At 72.9% G+C, this 20,071-nt stretch carries 18 protein-coding genes; 7 read left to right on the plus strand and 11 right to left on the minus strand.

The features are described 5' to 3' along the window. Window positions 1-198 precede the first annotated feature (198 nt). From dnaG to K2224_RS00125, 5 genes are all read right to left on the minus strand, one after another. Window positions 199-2,109, minus strand: coding sequence for a DNA primase (gene dnaG, locus K2224_RS00105; protein WP_221904579.1), 1,911 nt, complete (start codon window positions 2,107-2,109; stop codon window positions 199-201). 92 nt (window positions 2,110-2,201) lie between these two features. Beyond that, window positions 2,202-3,233 carry a pyridoxal-phosphate dependent enzyme gene (locus K2224_RS00110; RefSeq protein WP_221904580.1) on the minus strand — a complete coding sequence of 344 codons (1,032 nt, stop codon included), beginning with the start codon at window positions 3,231-3,233 and terminating at the stop codon, window positions 2,202-2,204. Window positions 3,234-3,242: 9 nt separating this feature from the next. Next, on the minus strand, window positions 3,243-4,505 hold the full coding sequence (locus tag K2224_RS00115) for an NAD(P)/FAD-dependent oxidoreductase (RefSeq protein ID WP_221904581.1): 1,263 nt from the start codon (window positions 4,503-4,505) through the stop codon (window positions 3,243-3,245). A 238-nt stretch (window positions 4,506-4,743) separates the two neighbouring features. Then, the gene (locus K2224_RS00120) at window positions 4,744-6,078 is read right to left on the minus strand and encodes a deoxyguanosinetriphosphate triphosphohydrolase (RefSeq protein WP_221904582.1); all 1,335 of its coding nucleotides are present in this window, start codon (window positions 6,076-6,078) and stop codon (window positions 4,744-4,746) included. Further along, on the minus strand, window positions 6,075-7,073 hold the full coding sequence (locus K2224_RS00125; RefSeq protein WP_221904583.1) for a sirohydrochlorin chelatase: 999 nt from the start codon (window positions 7,071-7,073) through the stop codon (window positions 6,075-6,077). The genes K2224_RS00120 and K2224_RS00125 overlap by 4 nt, the downstream gene beginning before the upstream one ends. A gap of 161 nt (window positions 7,074-7,234) precedes the next feature. On the opposite strand from K2224_RS00125, the gene K2224_RS00130 reads away from it, so the two are divergent. Beyond that, window positions 7,235-8,350: a molybdopterin oxidoreductase family protein gene (locus K2224_RS00130; protein ID WP_221904584.1), complete on the plus strand. Its 1,116-nt coding sequence runs from the start codon at window positions 7,235-7,237 to the stop codon at window positions 8,348-8,350. Window positions 8,351-8,389: 39 nt separating this feature from the next. On the opposite strand, the gene K2224_RS00135 is transcribed toward K2224_RS00130, so the two are convergent. The 4 genes from K2224_RS00135 to cutA all read right to left on the minus strand — a co-directional run bounded on the left by K2224_RS00135 (window position 8,390) and on the right by cutA (window position 12,116). After that, window positions 8,390-9,400 carry an adenosine deaminase gene (locus K2224_RS00135; protein ID WP_221904585.1) on the minus strand — a complete coding sequence of 337 codons (1,011 nt, stop codon included), beginning with the start codon at window positions 9,398-9,400 and terminating at the stop codon, window positions 8,390-8,392. Between the two features lie 107 nt (window positions 9,401-9,507). Next, complete coding sequence (locus tag K2224_RS00140) at window positions 9,508-9,963, minus strand: gamma-glutamylcyclotransferase family protein (protein ID WP_221904586.1); 456 nt, start codon at window positions 9,961-9,963, stop codon at window positions 9,508-9,510. A gap of 430 nt (window positions 9,964-10,393) precedes the next feature. Next, window positions 10,394-11,569, minus strand: coding sequence for a serine protease (locus K2224_RS00145; protein WP_221904587.1), 1,176 nt, complete (start codon window positions 11,567-11,569; stop codon window positions 10,394-10,396). Window positions 11,570-11,741: 172 nt separating this feature from the next. Further along, the gene (cutA, locus tag K2224_RS00150; RefSeq protein WP_221904588.1) at window positions 11,742-12,116 is read right to left on the minus strand and encodes a divalent-cation tolerance protein CutA; all 375 of its coding nucleotides are present in this window, start codon (window positions 12,114-12,116) and stop codon (window positions 11,742-11,744) included. 299 nt (window positions 12,117-12,415) lie between these two features. Between cutA and K2224_RS00155 the strand changes: the two genes are divergently transcribed. Together K2224_RS00155 and K2224_RS00160 are read left to right on the plus strand one after the other, a co-directional pair. Further along, on the plus strand, window positions 12,416-12,793 hold the full coding sequence (locus tag K2224_RS00155; protein ID WP_221904589.1) for a cupin: 378 nt from the start codon (window positions 12,416-12,418) through the stop codon (window positions 12,791-12,793). Between the two features lie 89 nt (window positions 12,794-12,882). After that, entirely contained in the window at window positions 12,883-13,830 is a 948-nt protein-coding gene (locus K2224_RS00160; protein WP_260692259.1) for a class I SAM-dependent methyltransferase, read from the plus strand. 76 nt (window positions 13,831-13,906) lie between these two features. Here the strand turns inward: K2224_RS00160 and K2224_RS00165 are convergent, their stop codons facing one another. Both K2224_RS00165 and K2224_RS00170 read right to left on the minus strand, forming a co-directional pair. Further along, window positions 13,907-14,695 carry a TSUP family transporter gene (locus tag K2224_RS00165; RefSeq protein ID WP_221904590.1) on the minus strand — a complete coding sequence of 263 codons (789 nt, stop codon included), beginning with the start codon at window positions 14,693-14,695 and terminating at the stop codon, window positions 13,907-13,909. Window positions 14,696-14,973: 278 nt separating this feature from the next. Beyond that, the gene (locus tag K2224_RS00170; protein ID WP_221904591.1) at window positions 14,974-15,276 is read right to left on the minus strand and encodes a hypothetical protein; all 303 of its coding nucleotides are present in this window, start codon (window positions 15,274-15,276) and stop codon (window positions 14,974-14,976) included. Between the two features lie 201 nt (window positions 15,277-15,477). On the opposite strand from K2224_RS00170, the gene K2224_RS00175 reads away from it, so the two are divergent. The 4 genes from K2224_RS00175 (at window position 15,478) to K2224_RS00190 (ending at window position 19,884) form a co-directional block, all read left to right on the plus strand. After that, complete coding sequence (locus K2224_RS00175; protein ID WP_260692260.1) at window positions 15,478-16,302, plus strand: helix-turn-helix transcriptional regulator; 825 nt, start codon at window positions 15,478-15,480, stop codon at window positions 16,300-16,302. Beyond that, entirely contained in the window at window positions 16,299-16,520 is a 222-nt protein-coding gene (locus tag K2224_RS00180; RefSeq protein WP_221904593.1) for a DUF397 domain-containing protein, read from the plus strand. The genes K2224_RS00175 and K2224_RS00180 overlap by 4 nt, the downstream gene beginning before the upstream one ends. A 35-nt stretch (window positions 16,521-16,555) precedes the next feature. Further along, the gene (locus K2224_RS00185) at window positions 16,556-17,746 is read left to right on the plus strand and encodes a M20 family metallopeptidase (protein WP_221904594.1); all 1,191 of its coding nucleotides are present in this window, start codon (window positions 16,556-16,558) and stop codon (window positions 17,744-17,746) included. Window positions 17,747-17,898: 152 nt separating this feature from the next. After that, complete coding sequence (locus tag K2224_RS00190; protein WP_221904595.1) at window positions 17,899-19,884, plus strand: glycoside hydrolase; 1,986 nt, start codon at window positions 17,899-17,901, stop codon at window positions 19,882-19,884. Window positions 19,885-20,071: the final 187 nt, after the last annotated feature.

Below are 20,071 nucleotides of genomic sequence, written 5' to 3' on the forward strand. Positions count from 1 at the left end.
GGACTTACGGCACCGCTCCTCAGTGTGGAGTACGACACATGTCCGCCACGAGGGGCGTGCGAGCACTTTTTGAGTCCGGTCCGTGACCGAATGGCTACCCGGAGGTGCCGGTGGAGGGTGGCGGGGGTCCTGGGGTGGGTGGTGCGGGCTCTCGGTGCGCCGGGCGGCGGGCGGCGGGCGGGAGTTTGACGACAGGGCCTAGAGCGCGGCGGCGCCGCGTTCGCGGAGGGACTGGCCGTACTGCTGGAGGACCCAGAGTTCGTTCTGGACGGCGGCGAGCTGCTGGGGGTCGGCGCGCGGGCCCAGGCGCTGGAGGGTGCCGCGGATCTCGCCGACGCGGTGGTTGACGGCGGCGAGGCGGACGGCGACCAACTGGACGCCTGCGTATGCCTCGTCGGCCTCCCGGCGGGTGTGCAGCGGCTCCACTGCCAGCTCGGTGATCATGGCGCGGACGGTGTCGTCGGGGGCGGCCTCGCGGACCCGGGTGAGGTACTCGCCGTCGGCGGATCCGGCGGTGGCGCCGCCGGCGTCCTCGATGCACCGTCGGACGACGGCGTACGGGGGCGCGGTGAACTCGTCGGCGCCGTAGGCGTCGAAGGCCGGGGAGACCAGGTCGGGGCGCTGGAGGGCGAGCTTGAGGAGTTCCCGTTCGACGCGGTGGGCGGGGCTGCGGAGGTTGAGGGCGGGACCGCCGGGGGCGGGGCGCGGCTGCTCGGCGGGGGGTGCGTCGTGGCGCTGCGGGCGGCCCTGGCCGGGGCCGCCGCCGTCGCGGCCGCGCTCGCGGGCCCAGCGGGCGAGCTGGGAGACCCGGCGGACGACGAACTGGGTGTCCAGGATGCCGAGCATGCCGGCCAGTTGGACGGCGGATTCGTGCTGGATGGCGCTGTTCTTGATGCGGGCGACGATGGGGGCGGCCTCGTCGAGGGCGGCGGCCCGGCCGACCGGGGTGTCGAGGTTGTGCCGGGCGACGACCTGGCGGAGCGCGAACTCGAAGAGCGGGGTGCGGGATTCGACGAGATCGGCGACGGCGCCGTCGCCCTTGGCGAGCCGCAGGTCGCAGGGGTCCATGCCGCCGGGGGTGATGGCGATGGAGGTCTCGGCGGCGAACTTCTGGTCGTCCTCGAAGGCGCGCAGGGCGGCCTTCTGGCCGGCGGCGTCGCCGTCGAAGGTGAAGACCACCTCGGAGCCGGAGTTGTCCATCAGCAGGCGGCGGAGGATCTTGATGTGGCCCTCGCCGAAGGCGGTGCCGCAGGTGGCGATGGCGGTGGTGACGCCGGCGAGGTGGCAGGCCATGACGTCGGTGTAGCCCTCGACGACGACGGCGCGGTTGCCCTTGGCGATCTCCTTCTTGGCGAGGTCGATGCCGTAGAGGACCTGGGACTTGCGGTAGAGGGGGGTCTCGGGGGTGTTGAGGTACTTGGGGCCGTTGTCGTCGTCGCGGAGCTTGCGGGCGCCGAAGCCGACGACCTCGCCGGAGATGTCGCGGATGGGCCACATCAGGCGGCCGCGGAAGCGGTCGATGGGGCCGCGGCGGCCCTCCTGGGAGAGGCCGGAGAGGACCAGCTCCTTGTCGGTGAAGCCGCGGCCGCGCAGGAAGCGGGTGAGGTGGTCCCAGCCGGCGGGGCTGTAGCCGACGCCGAAGTGCTGGGCGGCGGCCTGGTCGAAACCGCGGTCGGCGAGGAAGGTACGGGCGACGGCGGCCTCGGGGCTCTCCAGCTGCTCGGTGTAGTACTGGGCGGCGGCCTTGTGGGCCTCGACCAGGCGGGTGCGCTCGCCCTGCTGGCGGCCGGGGGTGTAGCCGCCCTCCTCATAGCGGAGGGTGATGCCGGCCTGGGCGGCGAGGCGTTCGATGGTCTCGGCGAAGGAGAGGTGGTCGATCTTCATGACGAAGTCGACGGTGTCGCCGCCCTCTTGGCAGCCGAAGCAGTGGTAGAGGCCCTTGGCGGGGCTCACGTGGAAGGACGGGGACTTCTCGTCGTGGAAGGGGCACAGGCCCTTGAGGTTGCCGCCGCCGGCGTTGCGGAGCTGGAGGTACTCGGACACGACGGCGTCGATCGGGACCGCGTCCCGCACCGCCTTCACATCGTCATCGTTGATCCTGCCTGCCACGGGTGAATTCTACGGTGGGGGTCCGACAGTCCCCGCACGGACGGGCCCCGGCCGGGGCGGGCCGATCCGGGGCCGGGGTGGTGCGGGCCGGGTCAGGGCAGGAGTTCCCGGAAGCGGTCCGGGCCGATGTTGCCGCCGGAGACGATCACGCCGATACGGGCCGGTGCGGGGCCCGGGAGCGGCTCCGGGCGGCCGGCGAGCAGGGCGGCGAGGGCGCTGGCGCCGCTGGGCTCGACGACGATCTTGAGGCGTTCGAAGGCGAAGGCCATGGCGGCGCGGATCTCGTCGTCGGTGACGAGGACCACGGAGTCGACCAGCCGCCGGTTGATCGCGAAGGTCAGCTCGCCGGGGGTCTCGACGGCCTGGCCGTCGGCGATGGTGCGCGGCACGGGGACGGCGACGCGGTGGCCGGCGGCCAGGGAGCGGCGGGTGTCGTCGCCGGCCTCGGGCTCGACGCCGATCATGCGGGTGCCGGGGGCCAGCGCGGTGGCGGCGGTGGCGCAGCCGGCCATCAGCCCGCCGCCGCCGACGGGTACGAGGAGGACGTCGAGCGGGCCGGTCTCCTCCAGGAGCTCCAGGGCGGCGGTGCCCTGTCCGGCGATGACGTGCGGGTGGTCGTACGGGGGGATCAGGGTCAGGCCGCGCTCCTGGGCGATGCGGGCGCTGAGGGCGGCGCGGTCCTCGGTGTAGCGGTCGTAGGCGACGATCTCGGCGCCGTAGCCGGCGGTGGCGTCCCGTTTGGAGCGCGGGGCGTCGGCGGGCATGACGATGACGGCGCGGGTGCCGCGTTCCCGGGCGGCGAGGGCGAGGGCCTGGGCGTGGTTGCCGGAGGAGTGGGCGACGACCCCGCGGGCCAGCTGCTCGGGGGTGAGGCGGGAGAGGGCGTGGTAGGCGCCGCGGAACTTGAAGGCGCCGGCCCGTTGGAAGTTCTCGCACTTGAGGAAGGCCCGGGTGCCGGTCCGGGTGTCGAGGGTGCGGGAGCGCAGCACCGGGGTGCGGTGGGCCGCGCCGGCCAGCCGGCGGGCGGCGTCCCGGACGTCGTCGAGGGTGACGTCCGGGGTGCCGCTGCCGCCGGGGCCGGTGCTGTCGGTGGAGCCGGTGGGGCGCGTGGGACCAGAGGTCATACGGGCACGTTACGGGAGCAGTGAGGTCAGGGGAACGGTGGGATCGGCCAGCTTCTCGGGGTCCAACGGGGCAGCGGAGCGGATCAGTTGCTGAACGTGCTCGGCGACGTCCCAGACGTTGACGTTCATGCCGGCCAGGACGCGGCCCTCGCTGAGCCAGAAGGCGATGAACTCCCGCTTGCCGACGTCGCCGCGGCAGACGACCTGGTCGTAGGAGCCGGGCGGGGCGTAGCCGGAGTACTCCATGCCGAGGTCGTACTGGTCGGAGAAGAAGTACGGGACGCGGTCGTAGCTGATGTCCTGGCCGAGCATGGCGCGGGCGGCCGCCGGGCCGCCGTTGAGGGCGTTGGCCCAGTGCTCGACGCGCAGCCGGGTGTCCAGGAGGGGGTGGTCGGCGGCGGCCGCGTCGCCGGCGGCGTGGATGTACGGGTCGGAGGTGCGCAGCGCGGCGTCGACGGCGATCCCGCCGCCGTCGGCGCGGTCGACGACGTCGAGGCCGGCCTGTTCGGCGAGGGCGGTGCGGGGGGCGGCGCCGATGGCGGCGAGCACGTCGTGGGCGGGGTGTTCCTCGCCGTCGTCGGTGCGGACGGAGACGACCACGCCGTCCTGGCCGACGATCTCGGTGAGGCGGGCGCCGAAGTGGAAGCGGACGCCGCGCTCGCTGTGCAGGTCGGTGAAGAGGGCGCCGAGTTCGGGGCCGAGGATGCCGTGCAGGGGCGTCGGTTCGGGTTCGACGATGGTGACCTCGGCGCCGTAGGAGCGGGCCGCGGCGGCCACTTCGAGGCCGATCCAGCCGGCGCCGGCGATGACCAGGTGGCCGTTCTCGCGCCCCAGGGAGGCGAGGACGCCGCGGAGGCGTTCGGCGTGGGCGAGGCGGCGGAGGTGGTGGACGCCGGCCAGGCCGGTGCCGGGGATGTTCAGGCGGCGGGGTTCGGCGCCGGTGGCCAGCAGCAGCTTGTCGTAGGCGATGAGGGTGCCGTCGCCCAGGCGGACGGTCCGGGCGGTGGGGTCCAGGTGGACGGCGGGCTGGCCCAGGTGGAGCTCGATCCGGGCCTGGGCGTAGAAGGCGGGCTCGTGGATGAAGACGCTGTCGCGCTCCTCCTTGCCGAGCAGGTACCCCTTGGAGAGCGGGGGGCGCTCGTAGGGGTGGTCGCGCTCGTCACAGATGAGGATCACCCGGCCGGTGAACCCTTCCGCGCGGAGCGTCTCCGCGGCCTTCGCTCCGGCCAGGCCACCCCCGACGATGACGAACGTCTGGTGCGTGTCGACCACTTGCTTCCTCCTCGTTGCGGTGCCGTACGTCCGCGTCCGCGTCCGTGAACGCCCCTGTTGGTGCCCCGTTGGTTCCCCCGCTGCCGCCCCCGTTTTGCGGTGCCTGTGGTGTTCTCTCTCGTTTCCTTGATGTGTTCGACGGTTTTCGGGTTCCCGTGTGCCGTCGCGGGGACGAGCGTCCCGCACGGAGCGTGAGGGGGGAAGAGGGGCCGCCTCCCCAGGGTCACCCTGGGTTGCCCTAACCGTTACCAGGGGGACGTGTGAGGCGAGCGTGAAGATTACGCGCGGAGGCGTCGGTGAGCGCCGCGATCTGGTCGATCACGGCCCGCAGCCGGGCGGTGTCGTCGGGGGCCGCGTCGAACAGTGAACGGAACTGCGGGTCAAGGCCGTCGGGGGCGCGGGCGAGCAGCGCCTCGGCGAGTTCGGCGATCACCACGCGCTGGTCGGCACGGAGCGCTTCCTGGTCCGGGCGCTGTATCACGTAGCGATCGGCGACTGCTTTGAGAACGGCGCATTCCAGGCGGGTTTCGGCCGGAACCACCAGCTCCGCCGCGTACCGGGTGAGCGGGCCGCTGCTGAAGCGGGACCGGGTGGCGCCCTCGGCGGCCAGGCAGAAGCGGCCGATGAGCTGGCTGGTGGCGTCCTTGAGGCGGGCCTGGGCGAGCGCCGAGCCGTCGTAGCCGTGCGGCCACCACTCCTGCTCCAGCAGGCGGTCCAGTGCCGCGGCCAGCTCCGCCTCGGCGGCGCCGGGGGCGTAGCGCTCGGCGGCGACCGCGAAGATCTCGGCGCGTTCGGGGTCGGCGAGCAGCACGTTGGGGTCGAGGTGGCCGGCGTGCAGCCCGTCCTCGACGTCGTGCACCGAGTAGGCGACGTCGTCGGCCCAGTCCATGACCTGCGCCTCGAAGCTGCGCCGGCCGGACGGGGCGCCCTGCCGGAACCACGCGAAGACGGGCAGGTCGTCGGCGTAGACGCCGAACTTCACGGCGTCCGGGCCGTCGGGGTGGGCGCCGCGCGGCCAGGGGTACTTGGTGGCGGCGTCCAGGGCGGCGCGGGTGAGGTTGAGGCCGACGCTGACCGGCGCGCCGTCCGGGGACGGCACGAAGCGCTTGGGTTCCAGACGGGCCAGGAGGCGCAGCGACTGGGCGTTGCCCTCGAAGCCGCCGCAGGGCGCGGCGACCTCGTTGAGGGCCTGTTCGCCGTTGTGCCCGAAGGGCGGGTGGCCGAGGTCGTGCGCCAGACAGGCGGTCTCGACCAGATCCGGGTCGCAGCCGAGGGCGGCGCCCAGTTCGCGACCCACCTGGGCGCACTCCAGGGAGTGCGTCAGACGGGTGCGGGGGCTGGCGTCCCATGCCTGGGTGGCGCTGCCGGGGGTGACGACCTGGGTCTTGCCGGCGAGCCGGCGCAGTGCGGCGGAGTGCAGGACCCGGGCGCGGTCGCGCTGGAAGGCGGTGCGCCCGGGGCGTTTGTCCGGCTCGGGGACCCAGCGTTCGGTGTCCGCCGCGGTGTAGCCGGGGAGCGCCGCGCGCGGGTCCTCGCCGTGGCTGGGAGGGGTTGCCCGTGTTGTGCCCGTCATACGGCGACGGTAGCCGCCCTGGGGACGTCGGTGCCGGATCCGGTGCCCGTGGAGAGCGCCTGGTCGTAGCGGTGCAGTACGAGGCGGGCCAGCGCGGGGTGGTCGCCCAGAGGGGCGGCGGCGGGCCCGGGGGCGAGGGCCGCGCACCGGTCGGCGAAGCGGCCGGGGGCGGCGAAGCAGGCGGCGACGGCTATGTCGTCGGGGTGGTGGCCGCGGTCGGCCAGCGCGCGGACGGCGTCGGGGACGGTGGGGGCGGCGGCAATCCGGGAGGGGCGACGCGAAGCGTCTCCTCCCGGGGTGGTGGCGGGCGACGGGTGGGCATAGGCGGGCAGGACGGGGATGCCGCCGAGGCGGGTGGAGAGGAGGCGGGCGGTGCGGGCGGTGTCACGGGCGGAGCGGGGGGCGCGGGAGCCGGCGGCGGCCAGGACGACGGCGGGTCCGCGGCCGTCATGGGGGCCGGTGGGGAAGCCGGCTTCCAGGAGGCGGCCGTGCAGGGCCTCGGCCAGGAGGGCGTGTGGGCCCAGGGGGGCCGCGGTCCGGCCGGTGAGGTGCGGGGCGGCGGCGAGCGCGGCGGGCAGGTCGTGGGTGACGTGGTGGCCGTGGCCGAAGAGCAGCGGCACCAGGACGACGGCGTCGGATGTGCCGTGCAGCGAGGCCAGGGTGTCGGCGAGCAGCGGCCGGTTCAGCTCGATGTGGCCGAGGTGGACGGGGAGGCCGGGGCGGAGCGCCCGGATCCGGGTGAGGAGGGCTCGGACGGTGGGGGCGGCTCCTGGGTGCCGGCTGCCGTGGGCGACGGCCACGAGGGCGGGCGGCGGGGTGGCGGGGCGGCGGTAGCCGTGCAGGCGGACGGTGCGCAGGCGGTTGCCGAGGACGTCGGTGATCTCGGCGGCGAGGCCGGCGGCGGCCAGGGGGGCGAAGGGCGGGGCGGACGGCCCGGGTGTCGGGGCGGAGAGGCGGGATTCCTGGGTGGGTTGGTTCGCTGTCGACGCCGTCATGGAGCGAGGCTGGCACCCGGTCGTTGCGGTTCCGTTTCCCGCCGGGGAATTCCCTGTACCGCGGCTCGTCCGCCCGCCTCCGGTCCCGTGGGAGGAGTCCGCCGCGCGCCGGAAACGGGGGCGACCCGTCGGCGCAACACGCCCGTTCCACGCTGACCGGTATGGACGCCGCCGCCATCGCCCCGATCGAGACCCACTGTCCCTACTGCGCGCTGCAATGCGGCATGGGGCTGCGGCCCGCCACCGGGCCGGGCGGCCCCGCGGTGGAGGTCGTGGAGCGGCCCGCGTTCCCCGTGAACCGGGGCGCGCTGTGCGGCAAGGGGCGGACGGCGCACGAACTGCTGGCCCCCGGGGCGCGGTTGACGTCTCCCCTGGTGCGCGACGCGGACACCGGGCAGTTGGTGCCGGCCGGTTGGGACGCGGCCCTGGGCCGGGTCACGGAGGGACTGCGGCGGGCCGGCGCGGTGTACGGGCGGGACGCGGTCGGGGTGTTCGGCGGCGGCGGGCTGACCAACGAGAAGGCGTATGCGCTGGGGAAGTTCGCGCGGGTGGTGCTGGGCACGTCGCAGATCGACTACAACGGCCGCTTCTGCATGTCGTCGGCCGGCGGGCCGGCGGACTACTCGGGGATCACCTACGCGCGGATCGCGGCGGAGGACGGGGTGTTCTGGCCCTGTCCGGCGGGCCCGGACGACCCGGCAGGCCCGGACGCCCCGGCCGACACGGCGGGTTCGGCGGGCGTGGCGGAGGGCGCGAAGCGGGCCGTGACGGGGGCCCAGGCGACCCGCGGGGAGCCGGCCGGGGTCCCGGGCCATCCCGGCACCCCGCGGCTCTTCCTGGACCGGTTCGCGACGTCCGACGGCCGGGCCCGCTTCGCGCCGGTCACGCACCGCCCGGCGGACGAGGAGCCGGACGCCGGATACCCGGTGGTGCTGACGACGGGGCGGGTGCTGGCGCAGCACCAGTCGGGCGCGCAGACCCGCCGGGTGGCCGCGCTGAACGCCGCCGAGCCCGGACCCTACGTCGAGCTCCACCCGCGGCTGGCGGACCGCCTCGGGATAGCCGACGGCGAGCCGGTCGCGGTGGTGTCCCGGCGCGGCCGGGCGGTGGCACCGGCCCGGGTGAGCCCGGCGATCCGCCCGGACACGGTGTTCATGCCGTTCCACTGGCCGGGCGAGGGCCGGGCCAACTCCCTGACCAATCCGGCGCTCGACCCGGTGTCCCGGATGCCGGAGTTCAAGGTGTGCGCCGTCCGGGTCGAGCGGCCGGGGCCGTAGGGTCCCGTCCGGTGGGTCCGCGCGGGCCCGGGGCGACGGTCAGTGGGCGTCGAGTTCCCGGAGGTAGGCGGCGCGGGTCTCCTCGTCCAGGAAGGACGCCAGGAAGGAGTTGCGGGCGAGGGTCCGCAGCGTCGCCTCGTCCAGGCCGAGGGCGTCCCGTACGGCGGTGAAGTTGTCGTCGGCGTAGCCGCCGAAGTAGGCGGGGTCGTCGGAGTTGAGGGTGACCAGCAGGCCGGCGTCCAGCATGGCGGGCAGCGGGTGGTCGGCGAGGTCCTCGACGACCCGCAGCCGGACGTTGGACAGCGGGCACACGGTCAGCGGGATGCGCTCGGCGACCAGGCGGGCGACCAGGCGCTCGTCCTCCATGCAGCGCACCCCGTGGTCGACCCGGTCCACGCCGAGGAGGTCCAGCGCCTCCCACACGTAGGCCGCCGGGCCCTCCTCGCCCGCGTGGGCCACGCACTTGAGGCCGGCCTCCCGGGCCAGCGCGAAGACCTCCTGGAACTTCGACGGCGGGTGGCCGACCTCGGCGGAGTCCAGGCCGACGGCGGTGATCCGGTCCAGGTAGGGGCGGGCCGCCTCGAAGGTCGTCAGGGCCGACTCGGCGCTCTCGTCGCGCAGGAAGCACATGATCAGCCGGGTCGTGATGCCGTACGTCTCCGGGGCGACGTCCAGTGCCCGGGCGAGGCCGCGGATGACCGTGCCCAGGGGGACGCCGCGGGAGGTGTGCGCCTGCGGGTCGAAGAAGATCTCGGCGTGCCGTACGCCCTGCTCCTTGGCGCGCGCCAGGTAGGCGTGCGCCAGGTCCGCGAAGTCGTCCTCAGTGCGCAGCACCTCCATCAGCGCGTAGTAGAGGTTCAGGAAGGACTGCAGGTCGGTGAAGGAGTAGGCGCGGCGGAGCTCGTCCTCGGTGGCGTAGGGCAGGGTGACGCCGTTGCGTCCGGCGAGCGTGAAGGCCAGGCCGGGCTCCAGGGTGCCCTCGATGTGGAGGTGGAGTTCGGCCTTGGGGAGGGGCCGGTGGGCGGGGGCGCTCGCGGGGGTGGAGGGCACGGGTCACACCTGTTCTGCTGTGCTGCGGGACGGGGTTCCTGTTCGGGCCGTGCGGGACGGCGCGCCCTTGGTGGACGAGTCCGCCCGTACGGGACGAGTCGTCCAGGTTATCCGGGGGACGTGCCGGCGGTGCGGCCGGTCCAGTGGCCGCCGGCGATCGGTGTTCCGCCGGCCCGCAGACGGGCGGCGAGGGGCTCGGCCGCCAGGTACACCCAGGCCCGGACAGTGCTGCCGTCAGGGCGGACGGCCTCGGTGGCCACCCGTTCGTAGAGGTTTCCGGCGCCCGCCGGGGTGCCCGGGCTGTAGCCCTCCAGGTGGTCCAGCGCGGCCCGGACTGCGTCGTAGTCGGCGTCGCGGGGGTGGATCAGCGCGCCGTGCACCACCGCGTCGGCCGGCCCGGTGGTGGCGTACGGGTAGCCGGGGCCCTCGTAGAGCACCGCGCCGACGATCCGGGCCGGTTCCTCGGCGGCGGTCCGGCCGCGCAGGGTGCGGGCGTAGTTGACCTCGCCGGGGCGCAGCGTCCCGTAGACGAAGAACGGCAGGCGCTCGGCCTCGGTGGACATCTGGCCCCTCCACGGGCGGTGCGGTGACACGGTACCGGCGATCGGGGCGCCACGGGCGCCGCGCGGCCCCTGTGACGTCGCCTACGGCCGTCCCCCGACTGCAACCATGCCAGGACGCGGCACGTCGCAGCTTGCGATATCGATCACGCGGGCGTTCGCAGCGGGCAAGGCGGCCGCGGAGGCTGCGCTGCGGCCCGATCCGCACTTCCTCGGCCCCAGGGAGAAGGGCCCGGCGCCGGCGCTCCGTTAGCGCACCGTCGCCCGGCCCTCCTCCGTGGTACGTGACTCCACGGCGTGCGACTCAGTGGCTTTTGAGTCCGTTGAGTCCGTTGAGTCCGTTGAGTCCGTTGAGTTGGTTGAGTCCGTTGAGTTGGTTAAATCGGTTGAGTCATTGCTTGCGAGTGGCGTCAGGTTGTGTGGCGTGTGGTCGTCAGCCGCTCTGGCCGTCGGTCCCGTTCTGCGTTCCGTCGCCGGCCTGGTTGTCCTGCCCGCTCTGGCTGTCCTGGTTGTCCTGGCCGCTCTGGCTGTCCTGGTTGTCCTGGCCGCTCTGGCTGTCCTGGTTGTCCTGGGTTCCGCCTCCGCCCTGGGGGTCGTCGCCGCTCTGAGGGTCGCCGCCACTCTTGGTGTCGCCGCTCTTGGCGTCGCCCGAGCCCTGGGTCCCGCCCGCTGCCTGGGGCGCCTCCCCGGCCTGCGCGGCGCGGTCGTACAGGCTGAGGATCTCCTTCCCGAAGTACGGGCTGTAGGAGGTCCGGTCGCTGTGCGGGCCCCGGGGGCCACCGCCGTTGACGCCGCCGATGACACCGATGACCCGACCCGTACGGGTACGGGGGTCGTAGCCGGCCAGCCAGGGGCTGCCCGAGGTGCCGCCGTAGAACCCGTTGCACTCCATGCGGAGTTGACGGGTGCCCGCCAGGCGCTGGGTGGTGGTGGCGCAGCGCACGGCGCGGTCCGCCGGGTCGCTGTGGACGCTGGGGTAGCCGATGACGTTGACCTGGTTGCGGTAACCGGGCGTGGCGGTCAGGGTGTTGGCGCCGGTGACGTCCTCGATGCGCCGGCCGCTGTCGTCCGGGGCGACGGTGGCGAAGGCGAAGTCGAGGTCGGCGCCGCCCCCTGTGGTGGCGCGGTCGGCGTAGGCATAAGTGTCCTCGATGGCCCACACCCCGTAGGGCTGGCTGTCCTCGCCGGACTGGTACTGGGGGACGAACGCGGCATGTGCTCCCGCGTTGCAGTGCCCCGCGGTGAGGATCAGGTTGCCGCGCGGGCTGTGCACGACACTCGCGGTGCAGTGGTGTTCACGGGCGTCCCCGTCGACGCTGAACAGCACACCGACGGACGGGATGCCATCGAAGTGCTCGGCGGTCGGGGCATGTTGGGATGTCGCGGCGGGCTGCCCGGCGCCGCCACGCACGGGCGGGGCGGCCGCCGCCATCCGCCGCGGGGTCCAGAACGCCTTGGCGTCCTTGTTGGTCCATGCGCCGCCGTGGTGGGACTCATGGGTGACGGTGGGGTGGTTGCCGTGGTTGCCGTGATGTCCGGGGTCGGTCTCGGCGGCGTGGCCCACGGGGGTGCCGGCGAGACCGAAGGCCATACCGAGGGCGAGGGTCACCGCCCTGCCACGCCGGCGCGTCCGCCCTGCGTCCGCCCTCGGCACGTCTCCCTTCCGCGGCGCGTCAGTTGCGCCGGACACGTCAGCCGTCCCCGACACTCCAGCGGTCCTCAACACGGCACCCGCCCTCGACACGTCAGCCTTCCTCGGCACATCGGTCGTTCTCGGCACGTCAGCTCGTCTCCTCTGCGATCCAGGAGAGATAGCCGGCGCCACCGTGGGTGATCGGGGTGGCGATGATCTCCGGGGTCTCGTAGTCGTGCGCGTCGCGGAGGTACGCCTCCAGCGCCGCGTAGCGTGCGCTCGCCGTCTTGAACAGCACCTGCCACTCCTGGCTGGTCTCCACGGCGCTGTTCCACCGGAACACCGAGGTCACCGGCGCGCTGATCTGGGCGCAGGCGGCGAGCCGGCCCTCGATGGCGCCGCGTGCCAGCCGCTCGGCCTTCTGTGCGCTGTCGGTGGTCGTCATCACGGTCAGGAATCGCGCCGGGGCCCCGGTCGGGGCGGGGGCGGCAGAGGGTTCGTTGAGGGCGGTGGGGTCGGCCACGGTCACTCAGCCTTCGCGGTCGGGGTGGGGGTGGGTCGCACGTTTCGGCCTCCGGCCCATCGATCTTTCAATCTTTCGATCAAGGGATCGCCTCGCATCGTACGGACCGCAGTGATCAACTGGCGGACGGCGGGCCGCTTTTTACCGGCAAGCACCCGGACGTCCCATCGCGTCCAGGTCCGCAGACGCCGACGGGGAACATCCCGGTTGCGGCGCGCGGGGCACGGAGAACGATGGAGAGGGGAGCCCGACCGTCGACTCGGGCCCGCAAGCCGGTCCGCACGCGAAAGGCGAGCGCCATGGTGAACCTCGAAATCCTCGTCCGTAACCAGCTGGACGACGCCCGGGCCGCCGCCCACGGACGGAGCGCCCATCTCTTCGTGCACGACGGACCGCTGCGGCAGACGGTGATCGCACTGCTGGCCGGCACGACGCTGGACGAGCACAACACGCCGCCGGCGGCGAGCCTTCAGGTGCTGCGCGGCCGGGTCCGGCTGACCGGGCCGGGCGGCGGCCAGGAGCTGCTCGCCGGCCATGTCGCGGCGCTCCCGCACACCCGGCACGGCCTGCGCGCACTGGAGGACTCCGTGGTGCTGCTGACGGCCGTCACGGAGGTGCCCGAGCGGCCACGGAGCGTGGCGGCGGGCGCGTCGAGCACGGCAGTGATCCGCACCTGAAGGCGATCTTCCGCGGGCGAAGGCAACCTTCCGCTTCTCGCCCCCTTCGCAGTCTTCATATTTTTCTGAATCTTCCGTAGCATTGAGTCATGGCCAACTTGAACCTGCCGAATCTGCCGAATCTGCCGAATCCACCGACCCCTCCGGACTCGATCAGCTCGCCCAACTCGCCCAACTCACCGAAGATCTCCGGCCCCCGGCCGGCGCCGCCGAGCGAGCCGGTGCGGACCATCGGGCCGGTGCGGTTGACCGGCGCGAAGGAGACCCTGCTCGCGACGCTCCACGGCCGCGCCCTCGACTGCCGGGCGCGGCGCCCGATCCTCGGCGACACCATGGCGCTCGACGCCGCACGACGCCTCGACTACGACTTCGCGCGGCTGCGGATCGGCCCCGGCGGCGCGGCCGCAGTCGCCCTCCGCGCCCGGCAGTTGGACCTCTGGACGGCCCGCTTCCTCGGCGAGCACCCGGACGCGACGGTGGTGCACCTGGGCTGCGGTCTGGACACCCGCGTCCACCGCCTCGGCCCGGGCCCCGGGGTGCGGTGGTTCGACGTCGACTTCCCCGAGGTCATCGACCTCAGACGGCAGCTCTTCCCCGAACCGCCCGGCTACACCGCCATCCCCTCGTCGGTCACCGACCCGTCCTGGGTGGACCGCATCCCGGCGGACCGGCCCACGATGATCGTGGCCGAGGGACTGCTGATGTACCTCACCGAACGGGACGGCACCGCGCTGCTCCGCCGGCTGATGGCCCATGCGCCCGGCGGCGGGCTGGCGTTCGACTTCTTCAGTCGATTCGCGGTCCGCGCGGCGCGCCTGAACACCGTCATCGTCCGCACCGGCTCGACGCTCCACTGGGGCGGTGGTCCCGCCGACGTCGCCCGGCTGCGCCCCGGACTGGAGATCGTCGAAACCTTCGGCGCCCTGGAGATACCGGACATCGCCCGGCTCCCCGCGCGCTATCGGGCGCCGGCCCGCCTGGCGAACCTCATACCCGGCATCCGGGAGATGTCCCGGCTCTACAACTGCCGCTTCTGACGGGATGGTTGGCGACCCGCCTCGCCCCCACTCGGTCTCCCCGGGCCCCGGGTCCCCCTCCCGGCCTCCCTCCCCCTCAGGCGGCGAACCACTGGTCGTAGGCCAACTTGCAGAGGAGGACGATGACGACGAGGACGAGCACACCGCGGACGAAGCCGGTGCCCCGCTTCAGGGCCATCCTGGCCCCGACCGTCCCGCCGACGAGGTTGAAGAGGGCGAGCAGCGCGCCCAGTTGCCACAGGATCGTGCCCTGGAGGGCGAACATCGCCAGAGCGCCGATGTTGGTGCAGACGTTGACGACCTTGGCGGTGGCGGACGAGGTGACCAGGTCCATATGGAGCACGGCGGCGAGCGCGACGACGAGGAACGCGCCGGTGCCGGGGCCGATCAGACCGTCGTAGAAGCCGATCCCCAGACCCGCGATCAGGATGGCGGCCAGCACGCGCCGCCGCGAGACCGGGCCGGACGGCACGACGGCGGTACCGAAGGTCGGGCGGACGAGGACGAAGACGAGCACACCGAGCAGGACGGTCATGATCAGCGGTCGCAGCACCTCGCTGTTGATCCCGGCCGCGAAGAACGCCCCGCCCAGCGAACCGGCCATCGCCGCGGCGCCGATCCGCAGGGCGGTGCCGATGTCGATCGGCGCCTTGCGGAGGTAGGTGACGGCGGCCGCGGCGGTGCCGACCACAGCGGTGGACTTGTTGGTCCCGAGGACGAACACGGTGGGCACGTGCGGGAGTCCCACCAGCAGGGCCGGGAGCAGCAGCAGCCCGCCACCGCCCACCACCGCGTCGATCCATCCCGCGGCGAGGGCGGCCAGGCAGAGCAGGGCCAGCGTGAACAGCGATATGTCAGAGGGCACCAGGGGATCTTATGAAGGAGTTCCGAACCGGACCGGCGAATGACATCGGGCGACGAGGCGCCGGGAGCGCGCCCGGGCGTCCACCCGCGAAGCCTCCATGCTCCGCAGCATGGAGACGCCGACGAGCCCAGATACACCCGTGACGCCCATGACATCCGTGGTACCCGTGACACCCGTGGGCTGGACGTGAGCAGCGCGGGGAGCGTGCGGGAGTCACGGCGTGGGGCGGGGCTGGGCGGGGCGGGGGCGCCCGGCGGGACGAAGGTCATCGTCACGCCTCAGGTCGGGCGGTCCGCCCGGGAGACGGCCCGCAGACGGGCGCCGCGGCTCCTGGCGACGCGACGGACCTCGGTCAGGGACTCGGTCAACTCGACGGTGAGGAGCTGGAGTTCCCCGGAGGTCCAGTTGCGGCCGGCGAGGAGGCGTCGGGCGTCCTCGACGAGGCCGTCGGCGAGGTGGAGTTGGGCCTCCTCGATGTCGTCGGCCACACGGGAGACGAAGCCGGTCCCGTCGCCGAGGACGAAGCAGGGCTTGCCGTCGGGGCTCGACCATGGCAGAAGCCGCGGGGTAGCGTCGGTCATGTCGTCAACCTCCAGGGGGTTGGTGGCCACGCCCCCGGACCGTTGCCTCGGTCGCGGGGGTCTCGCTTGCGTACTGCGTGTAGCCATTCGGTCACGCAGAAGCCGCAACGGGCAATAGGATTGGGCAACTTAAACAGCAGGCGCTGAACGTGCTTACCTGCTGCGATGCTGCGTGCACTCGCAAGAGGAGAGGTCACGGCATTGGATGAGACGACCCCACCCGAACTCTTCAATCCGCTCCAGCGCTTCGGCCAGGACGTCAAACGGGTACGTCTGGGCCGCAAACTCACACAGAAGCACCTGGGCAAGGCCACCGGCTATACCGAGGCGTACATCTCCATGGTGGAGTCCGGAAAGCAGAAGGCCAGCCAGAGATTCGCCAAGGGCTGCGATACGGCGTTCGGAACGAACGGACTCTTCGAGGGGCTGCTGCACCGGATCGACGAGGGGGACAGCCCCTCGTGGTTCGTCCCGTATCTGAACATGGAGCGCAAGGCGACGCGCATCCTGGACTACTCGGCGAGCCTTGTGAAGGGCATCCTCCAGACCGAGGCGTACGCGAGGGTGATCTTCCAGGTGTCCAACCCCGGGGCGAGCGCCGAAGCGATCGACGGCAAGGTCGCAGCGCGACTGCGGCGGCGCGAGGTGTTCGAGCGGGACAAGCCGCCGCTTCTCTGGGCCATCCTCCACGAGGCGAGCCTGCGAACCGTCGTGGGCAACGCAGAAGTCATGTCCCTACAGCTTGAGTACCTGCTGGAGATGGCCGAGCGACCTCACATCGTGCTTCAGGTCATGCCATTCTCGGCGGGTGCTCCCACTGCACACATGAAGCCCTTCACTGTGCTGCACTTCACGGACTCCCGCTCGGTGCTCTACACCGAAACCAGGGTAGGAGGCCGGATGCACGACTCCGCACAAACGCTCGACGCGGCCCTCGATGACTATGATCTTCTTCGGGCGCATGCGTTGTCCCCGGATCGGTCACTGGCTCTGATCAAGACCCTGCTAAAGGAGTTCCGCCCATGATCCCGGACTTGGATCTGGCCGTCGCGACGTGGGTCAAATCGTCCTACAGCGACGGCAGCGGCGGGGACTGCCTCGAATTCTGCCCGACCCAAGCCCGTACCCACGGCGTGGTCCCCGTCCGCGACAGCAAGGCTTTCGACGGCCCCCCGATCATCATGTCCGTTAACGGGTGGTCCTCGTTCATCTCGGCGGTCAAGAATGGGGAGTTCGCCGTCTGAGGGCCGTCTGAGGTCCGTTCTGAGGAGGAGCGCCCGTGGATCTGCGTGACGATGCCCGAGCCCTGGCCGACGAGTTGGTGCGGATGCGGCGGGCGCTGCACCGGATTCCGGAGACGGGGCTCGAACTCCCCCGTACGCAGGAGGCGGTGCTCGCCGCGCTCGACGGGCTGCCGCTGGAGGTGAGCACCGGTCAGCAGGTGAGTTCGGTGACGGCGGTGCTGCGCGGGGCCGAACCCGGTCCCGTGGTGCTGCTGCGCGGTGACATGGACGCGCTGCCCGTCGCCGAGCGTCTCGACCTGGACTTCGCCGCGGACAACGGGCGGATGCACGCCTGCGGGCACGATCTGCACACCAGCATGCTCACGGGCGCCGCGAAGCTGCTGTCCGCGCACCGGGACCGGCTCGCCGGGGACGTGGTGTTCATGTTCCAGCCGGGCGAGGAGGGGTACGACGGGGCCCGGTACATGGTGGCGGAGGGCGTGTTGGAGGCCGCGGGGCGGCGGCCGGTGGCGGCGTATGCGCTGCATGTGCTGTCGGCGGGCCAGCCGAGCGGGGTCTTCGGGACGCGTGGCGGGCCGATGATGTCGGCGTCCAATCTGCTGCGGGTGACGGTGCGCGGGACGGGCGGGCACGGGTCGATGCCGCACCGTGCCAAGGACCCGGTGCAGGCGGCGTGTGCGATGGTGACGGCGTTGCAGGCGTGGATCACGCGGAGCTTCGACGTGTTCGACCCGGTGGTCCTGTCGGTGGGCACGTTCCACGCGGGGACGCAGCAGAACGTGATCCCGGAGACCGCGGTCTTCGAGGCGACGGTCCGGAGTTTCTCGACCGCGGCCCAGGCACGGGTGAAGGACGGGACGGTCGAGGTGTGCCGGGGCGTCGCGGCGGCCCACGAGGTGGCGGTGGAGGCCGAGTTCGTCGAGCGGTATCCGGTGACGGTGAACGACGACGCGGAGGCGGAGTTCGCGGCGCACACGGTCCGGGAGGCGCTGGGCGAGGAGCGGTTCGCGCGGCGGCCCAATCCGCTGACGGCGTCGGAGGACTTCTCCCGGGTGCTGGACGAGGTGCCGGGCGTGATGATGGTGCTGGGATCGCCGCCGGCCGGGGCGGATCCGGAGCGGAGCGCCAACAACCATTCGCCGCTGGCGGAGTTCGACGACGCGGTGCTGGCGGACGGGGCGGCGGTGTACGCGGAGTTGGCGGCGCGACGGTTGGCGAAGGGGTAGGGGGAGTCGTACGGCGGCCATGGGCCCGGTGGCGCCCGACTCGCCGGCGGGGGTCGCGCCGCAGCGCCCGACCCGGCGCGGGCCGACGGCCGTCGCCTCCGGGGCCCGGTTCTTAGAACGTTCTTAACCCCCCCCTCACTATCCACGTGGGCATGACATCGAAGCTCACACGAGTAATCGCCGTCTCGTTGGCACTGACGGCTGTGTCCGTCGGGGTCTCCGGGTGCGGGACGGCCGAGGCGGGGACACTTCAGGGCGGGCGGCTGACGTTGCCGGTGGACGGGGGGACCGCCACCGTCGACACCGCCACGCTGGCGGTGGAAGCGCGGGCCGGGGACGGGACGCGGCTGGTGCTGTCGGAGGCGGCCGCGGGCGGGCTCGGTGCGCCCGGGCCGGTGACGCGTACCGCCGACGGGGCGCGTTGGACGTATCCCGCCAAGGGGCTCGCGGTGACGGCGCGTTCGGAGCGGGGACGGCTGCGGATCGGTATCCGGGCCGCTCGCAGGCAGTCGGTGAGCTGGCCGGTGACCGGCACCGACCGGGCGGCGTCGTCCGTGCAGCTGCCGCGCGGGGAGGGGCTGGACATCCCGGTGCGGGACGCGTTCTGGAACTCCGAGCGGGGCGGCCTGGCCGGGAACACAGTGGACGTCGGCGGGGATCTGGCGCTGCCGTTGTGGGGGTACGCCATGGGCGGCGGCGGGGGCTCGAAGGCCGGCGGGGCGCGGCACGGGGTGAGTTATCTGACGCCCACCGACATCGGGACGTCGTTGCGGTTCGCGTCGCGGGGCGGGGCGCTGCGGGCCACGGCCGGGCACGACTTCGACGCCGGGGAGGGGACACGGGACTACGAGGTGTCGTTCGCGCTGACCGACGGGAATCCGGTCGCGCCGGCGGCCGACTACCGGTCGTATCTCGCGCAGAACGGGCAGCTCGGCAGTCTGCGGGAGAAGATCCGGCGGAATCCGGCGACCGGGAAGCTGCTGGGGGCGTTCCACGCCTATCTGTGGGGCGAGGCGCGGACCGCGGCCGGGGTGGAGCGGCTGCGGAAGCTGGGCGTGGACCGGATGTGGCTCGGCTACGACTCCGGGCCGGACCCGATGGACGCCAAGGCCGTCGCGGCCGCCGGGCGGGCGGGGTATCTCGTCGGGCCGTACGACACGTACGCCAACGGGCAGGACCCGAAGACCGCCGACAGTCCCACGTCGGCGTGGCCGGGGACGGTGTATCCGGACTTCTGCGTACGGAAGGCGGACGGGAAGCCGGAGACCGGGTTCGGCAACCGCGGGTGCTACCTGAGCTCGCAGGCGTTCGAGCGGGCGGAGCCGACCGGGCACTATCTGGCGGACCGGGCTCGTGCGATGACCGCCAACGGGGCGGAGAGCTACTTCCTGGACGTGGACGCGACCGGTGAGGTGTTCCGCGATCACGGCAGGGGACACGAGATGACCAGGGCCGGGGACCGGGAGAACCGGCTCGCGCGGATGCGGCGGCTGGCGCAGCGGTTCGTCCTGGGCTCGGAGTCCGCGCAGCCGTGGGCCAACCAGGTGCTGGCCTACGACCACGGCTCGGGCACGCCGGTCGCCGACGGGCTGTGGAAGCTGGAGCGCGACAAGGAGAAGTGGGGCGGCTACTACCCGCAGAACGCCCCGAAGAACGCCTTCATGCCGGTGTCGCTGCCGGCGGACCTGGCCACCGCGATGTACGACCCGAAGTACCGGGTGCCGCTGTACGAGACGGCGCTGCACGAGTCGCTGGTCAACGTGGAGCGGTGGGAGCTGTCGTACGACAAGCTCCCGGGCCAGAAGACCACCCGGGCGCTGCTGGGGATGCTCTACAACACCCCGCTGAACTTCTCGCTGAACGGGCCGGCGCTTGCGAAGAACGGGAAGGAACTGGCGGCGCTCCAGAAGTACTTCGCGCCGCTGCACCGCGCCGCGGGTACCGAGCGGCTGACGTCGTTCCGGTGGCTGACGGCGGACCGGAGCGTGCAGCGGACGGTGTTCGGGGACGGGACCCTGACGGTGACCGCCAACTTCGGCAGCGCGGCGCACGACGGGCTGCCGGGCGGCTGTGTGGACGCCGGGCTGCGGGGCGAGGCGCAGCCGCGGCGGCTGTGCCCGGCACGGGTCGACGGCTGATCTTCAGCGCAAGCCGATCTCCAGTCCGAGCTGATCTTCAGCGGACTGGTTGAAGGGCGCCGGCCGAGCGCCGACAGCCGGTATACAAGCCCCCGGCACCCCGCAAGATCCCCTCACAGCCCCGCCCGCCCGCCGCTGAGGCCCGTGTTCCGCCGGGGAAACGCGGGCGATCCCGGTGGGTAACAGC

The organism is Streptomyces sp. BHT-5-2 (assembly GCF_019774615.1).
GTDB lineage: Bacteria > Actinomycetota > Actinomycetes > Streptomycetales > Streptomycetaceae > Streptomyces.

What these genes read in the sequence shown, in the direction of transcription:
- K2224_RS00110 (WP_221904580.1), bottom strand. Translation starts at nt 3,233, where the DNA reads ATGACCTCTGGTCCCACGCGCCCCACCGGCTCCACCGACAGCACCGGC.
- K2224_RS00120 (WP_221904582.1), bottom strand. Translation starts at nt 6,078, where the DNA reads ATGACGGGCACAACACGGGCAACCCCTCCCAGCCACGGCGAGGACCCG.
- K2224_RS00125 (WP_221904583.1), bottom strand. Translation starts at nt 7,073, where the DNA reads ATGACGGCGTCGACAGCGAACCAACCCACCCAGGAATCCCGCCTCTCC.
- K2224_RS00130 (WP_221904584.1), top strand. Translation starts at nt 7,235, where the DNA reads ATGGACGCCGCCGCCATCGCCCCGATCGAGACCCACTGTCCCTACTGC.
- K2224_RS00140 (WP_221904586.1), bottom strand. Translation starts at nt 9,963, where the DNA reads ATGTCCACCGAGGCCGAGCGCCTGCCGTTCTTCGTCTACGGGACGCTG.
- K2224_RS00155 (WP_221904589.1), top strand. Translation starts at nt 12,416, where the DNA reads ATGGTGAACCTCGAAATCCTCGTCCGTAACCAGCTGGACGACGCCCGG.
- K2224_RS00160 (WP_260692259.1), top strand. Translation starts at nt 12,883, where the DNA reads ATGGCCAACTTGAACCTGCCGAATCTGCCGAATCTGCCGAATCCACCG.
- K2224_RS00170 (WP_221904591.1), bottom strand. Translation starts at nt 15,276, where the DNA reads ATGACCGACGCTACCCCGCGGCTTCTGCCATGGTCGAGCCCCGACGGC.
- K2224_RS00180 (WP_221904593.1), top strand. Translation starts at nt 16,299, where the DNA reads ATGATCCCGGACTTGGATCTGGCCGTCGCGACGTGGGTCAAATCGTCC.
- K2224_RS00190 (WP_221904595.1), top strand. Translation starts at nt 17,899, where the DNA reads ATGACATCGAAGCTCACACGAGTAATCGCCGTCTCGTTGGCACTGACG.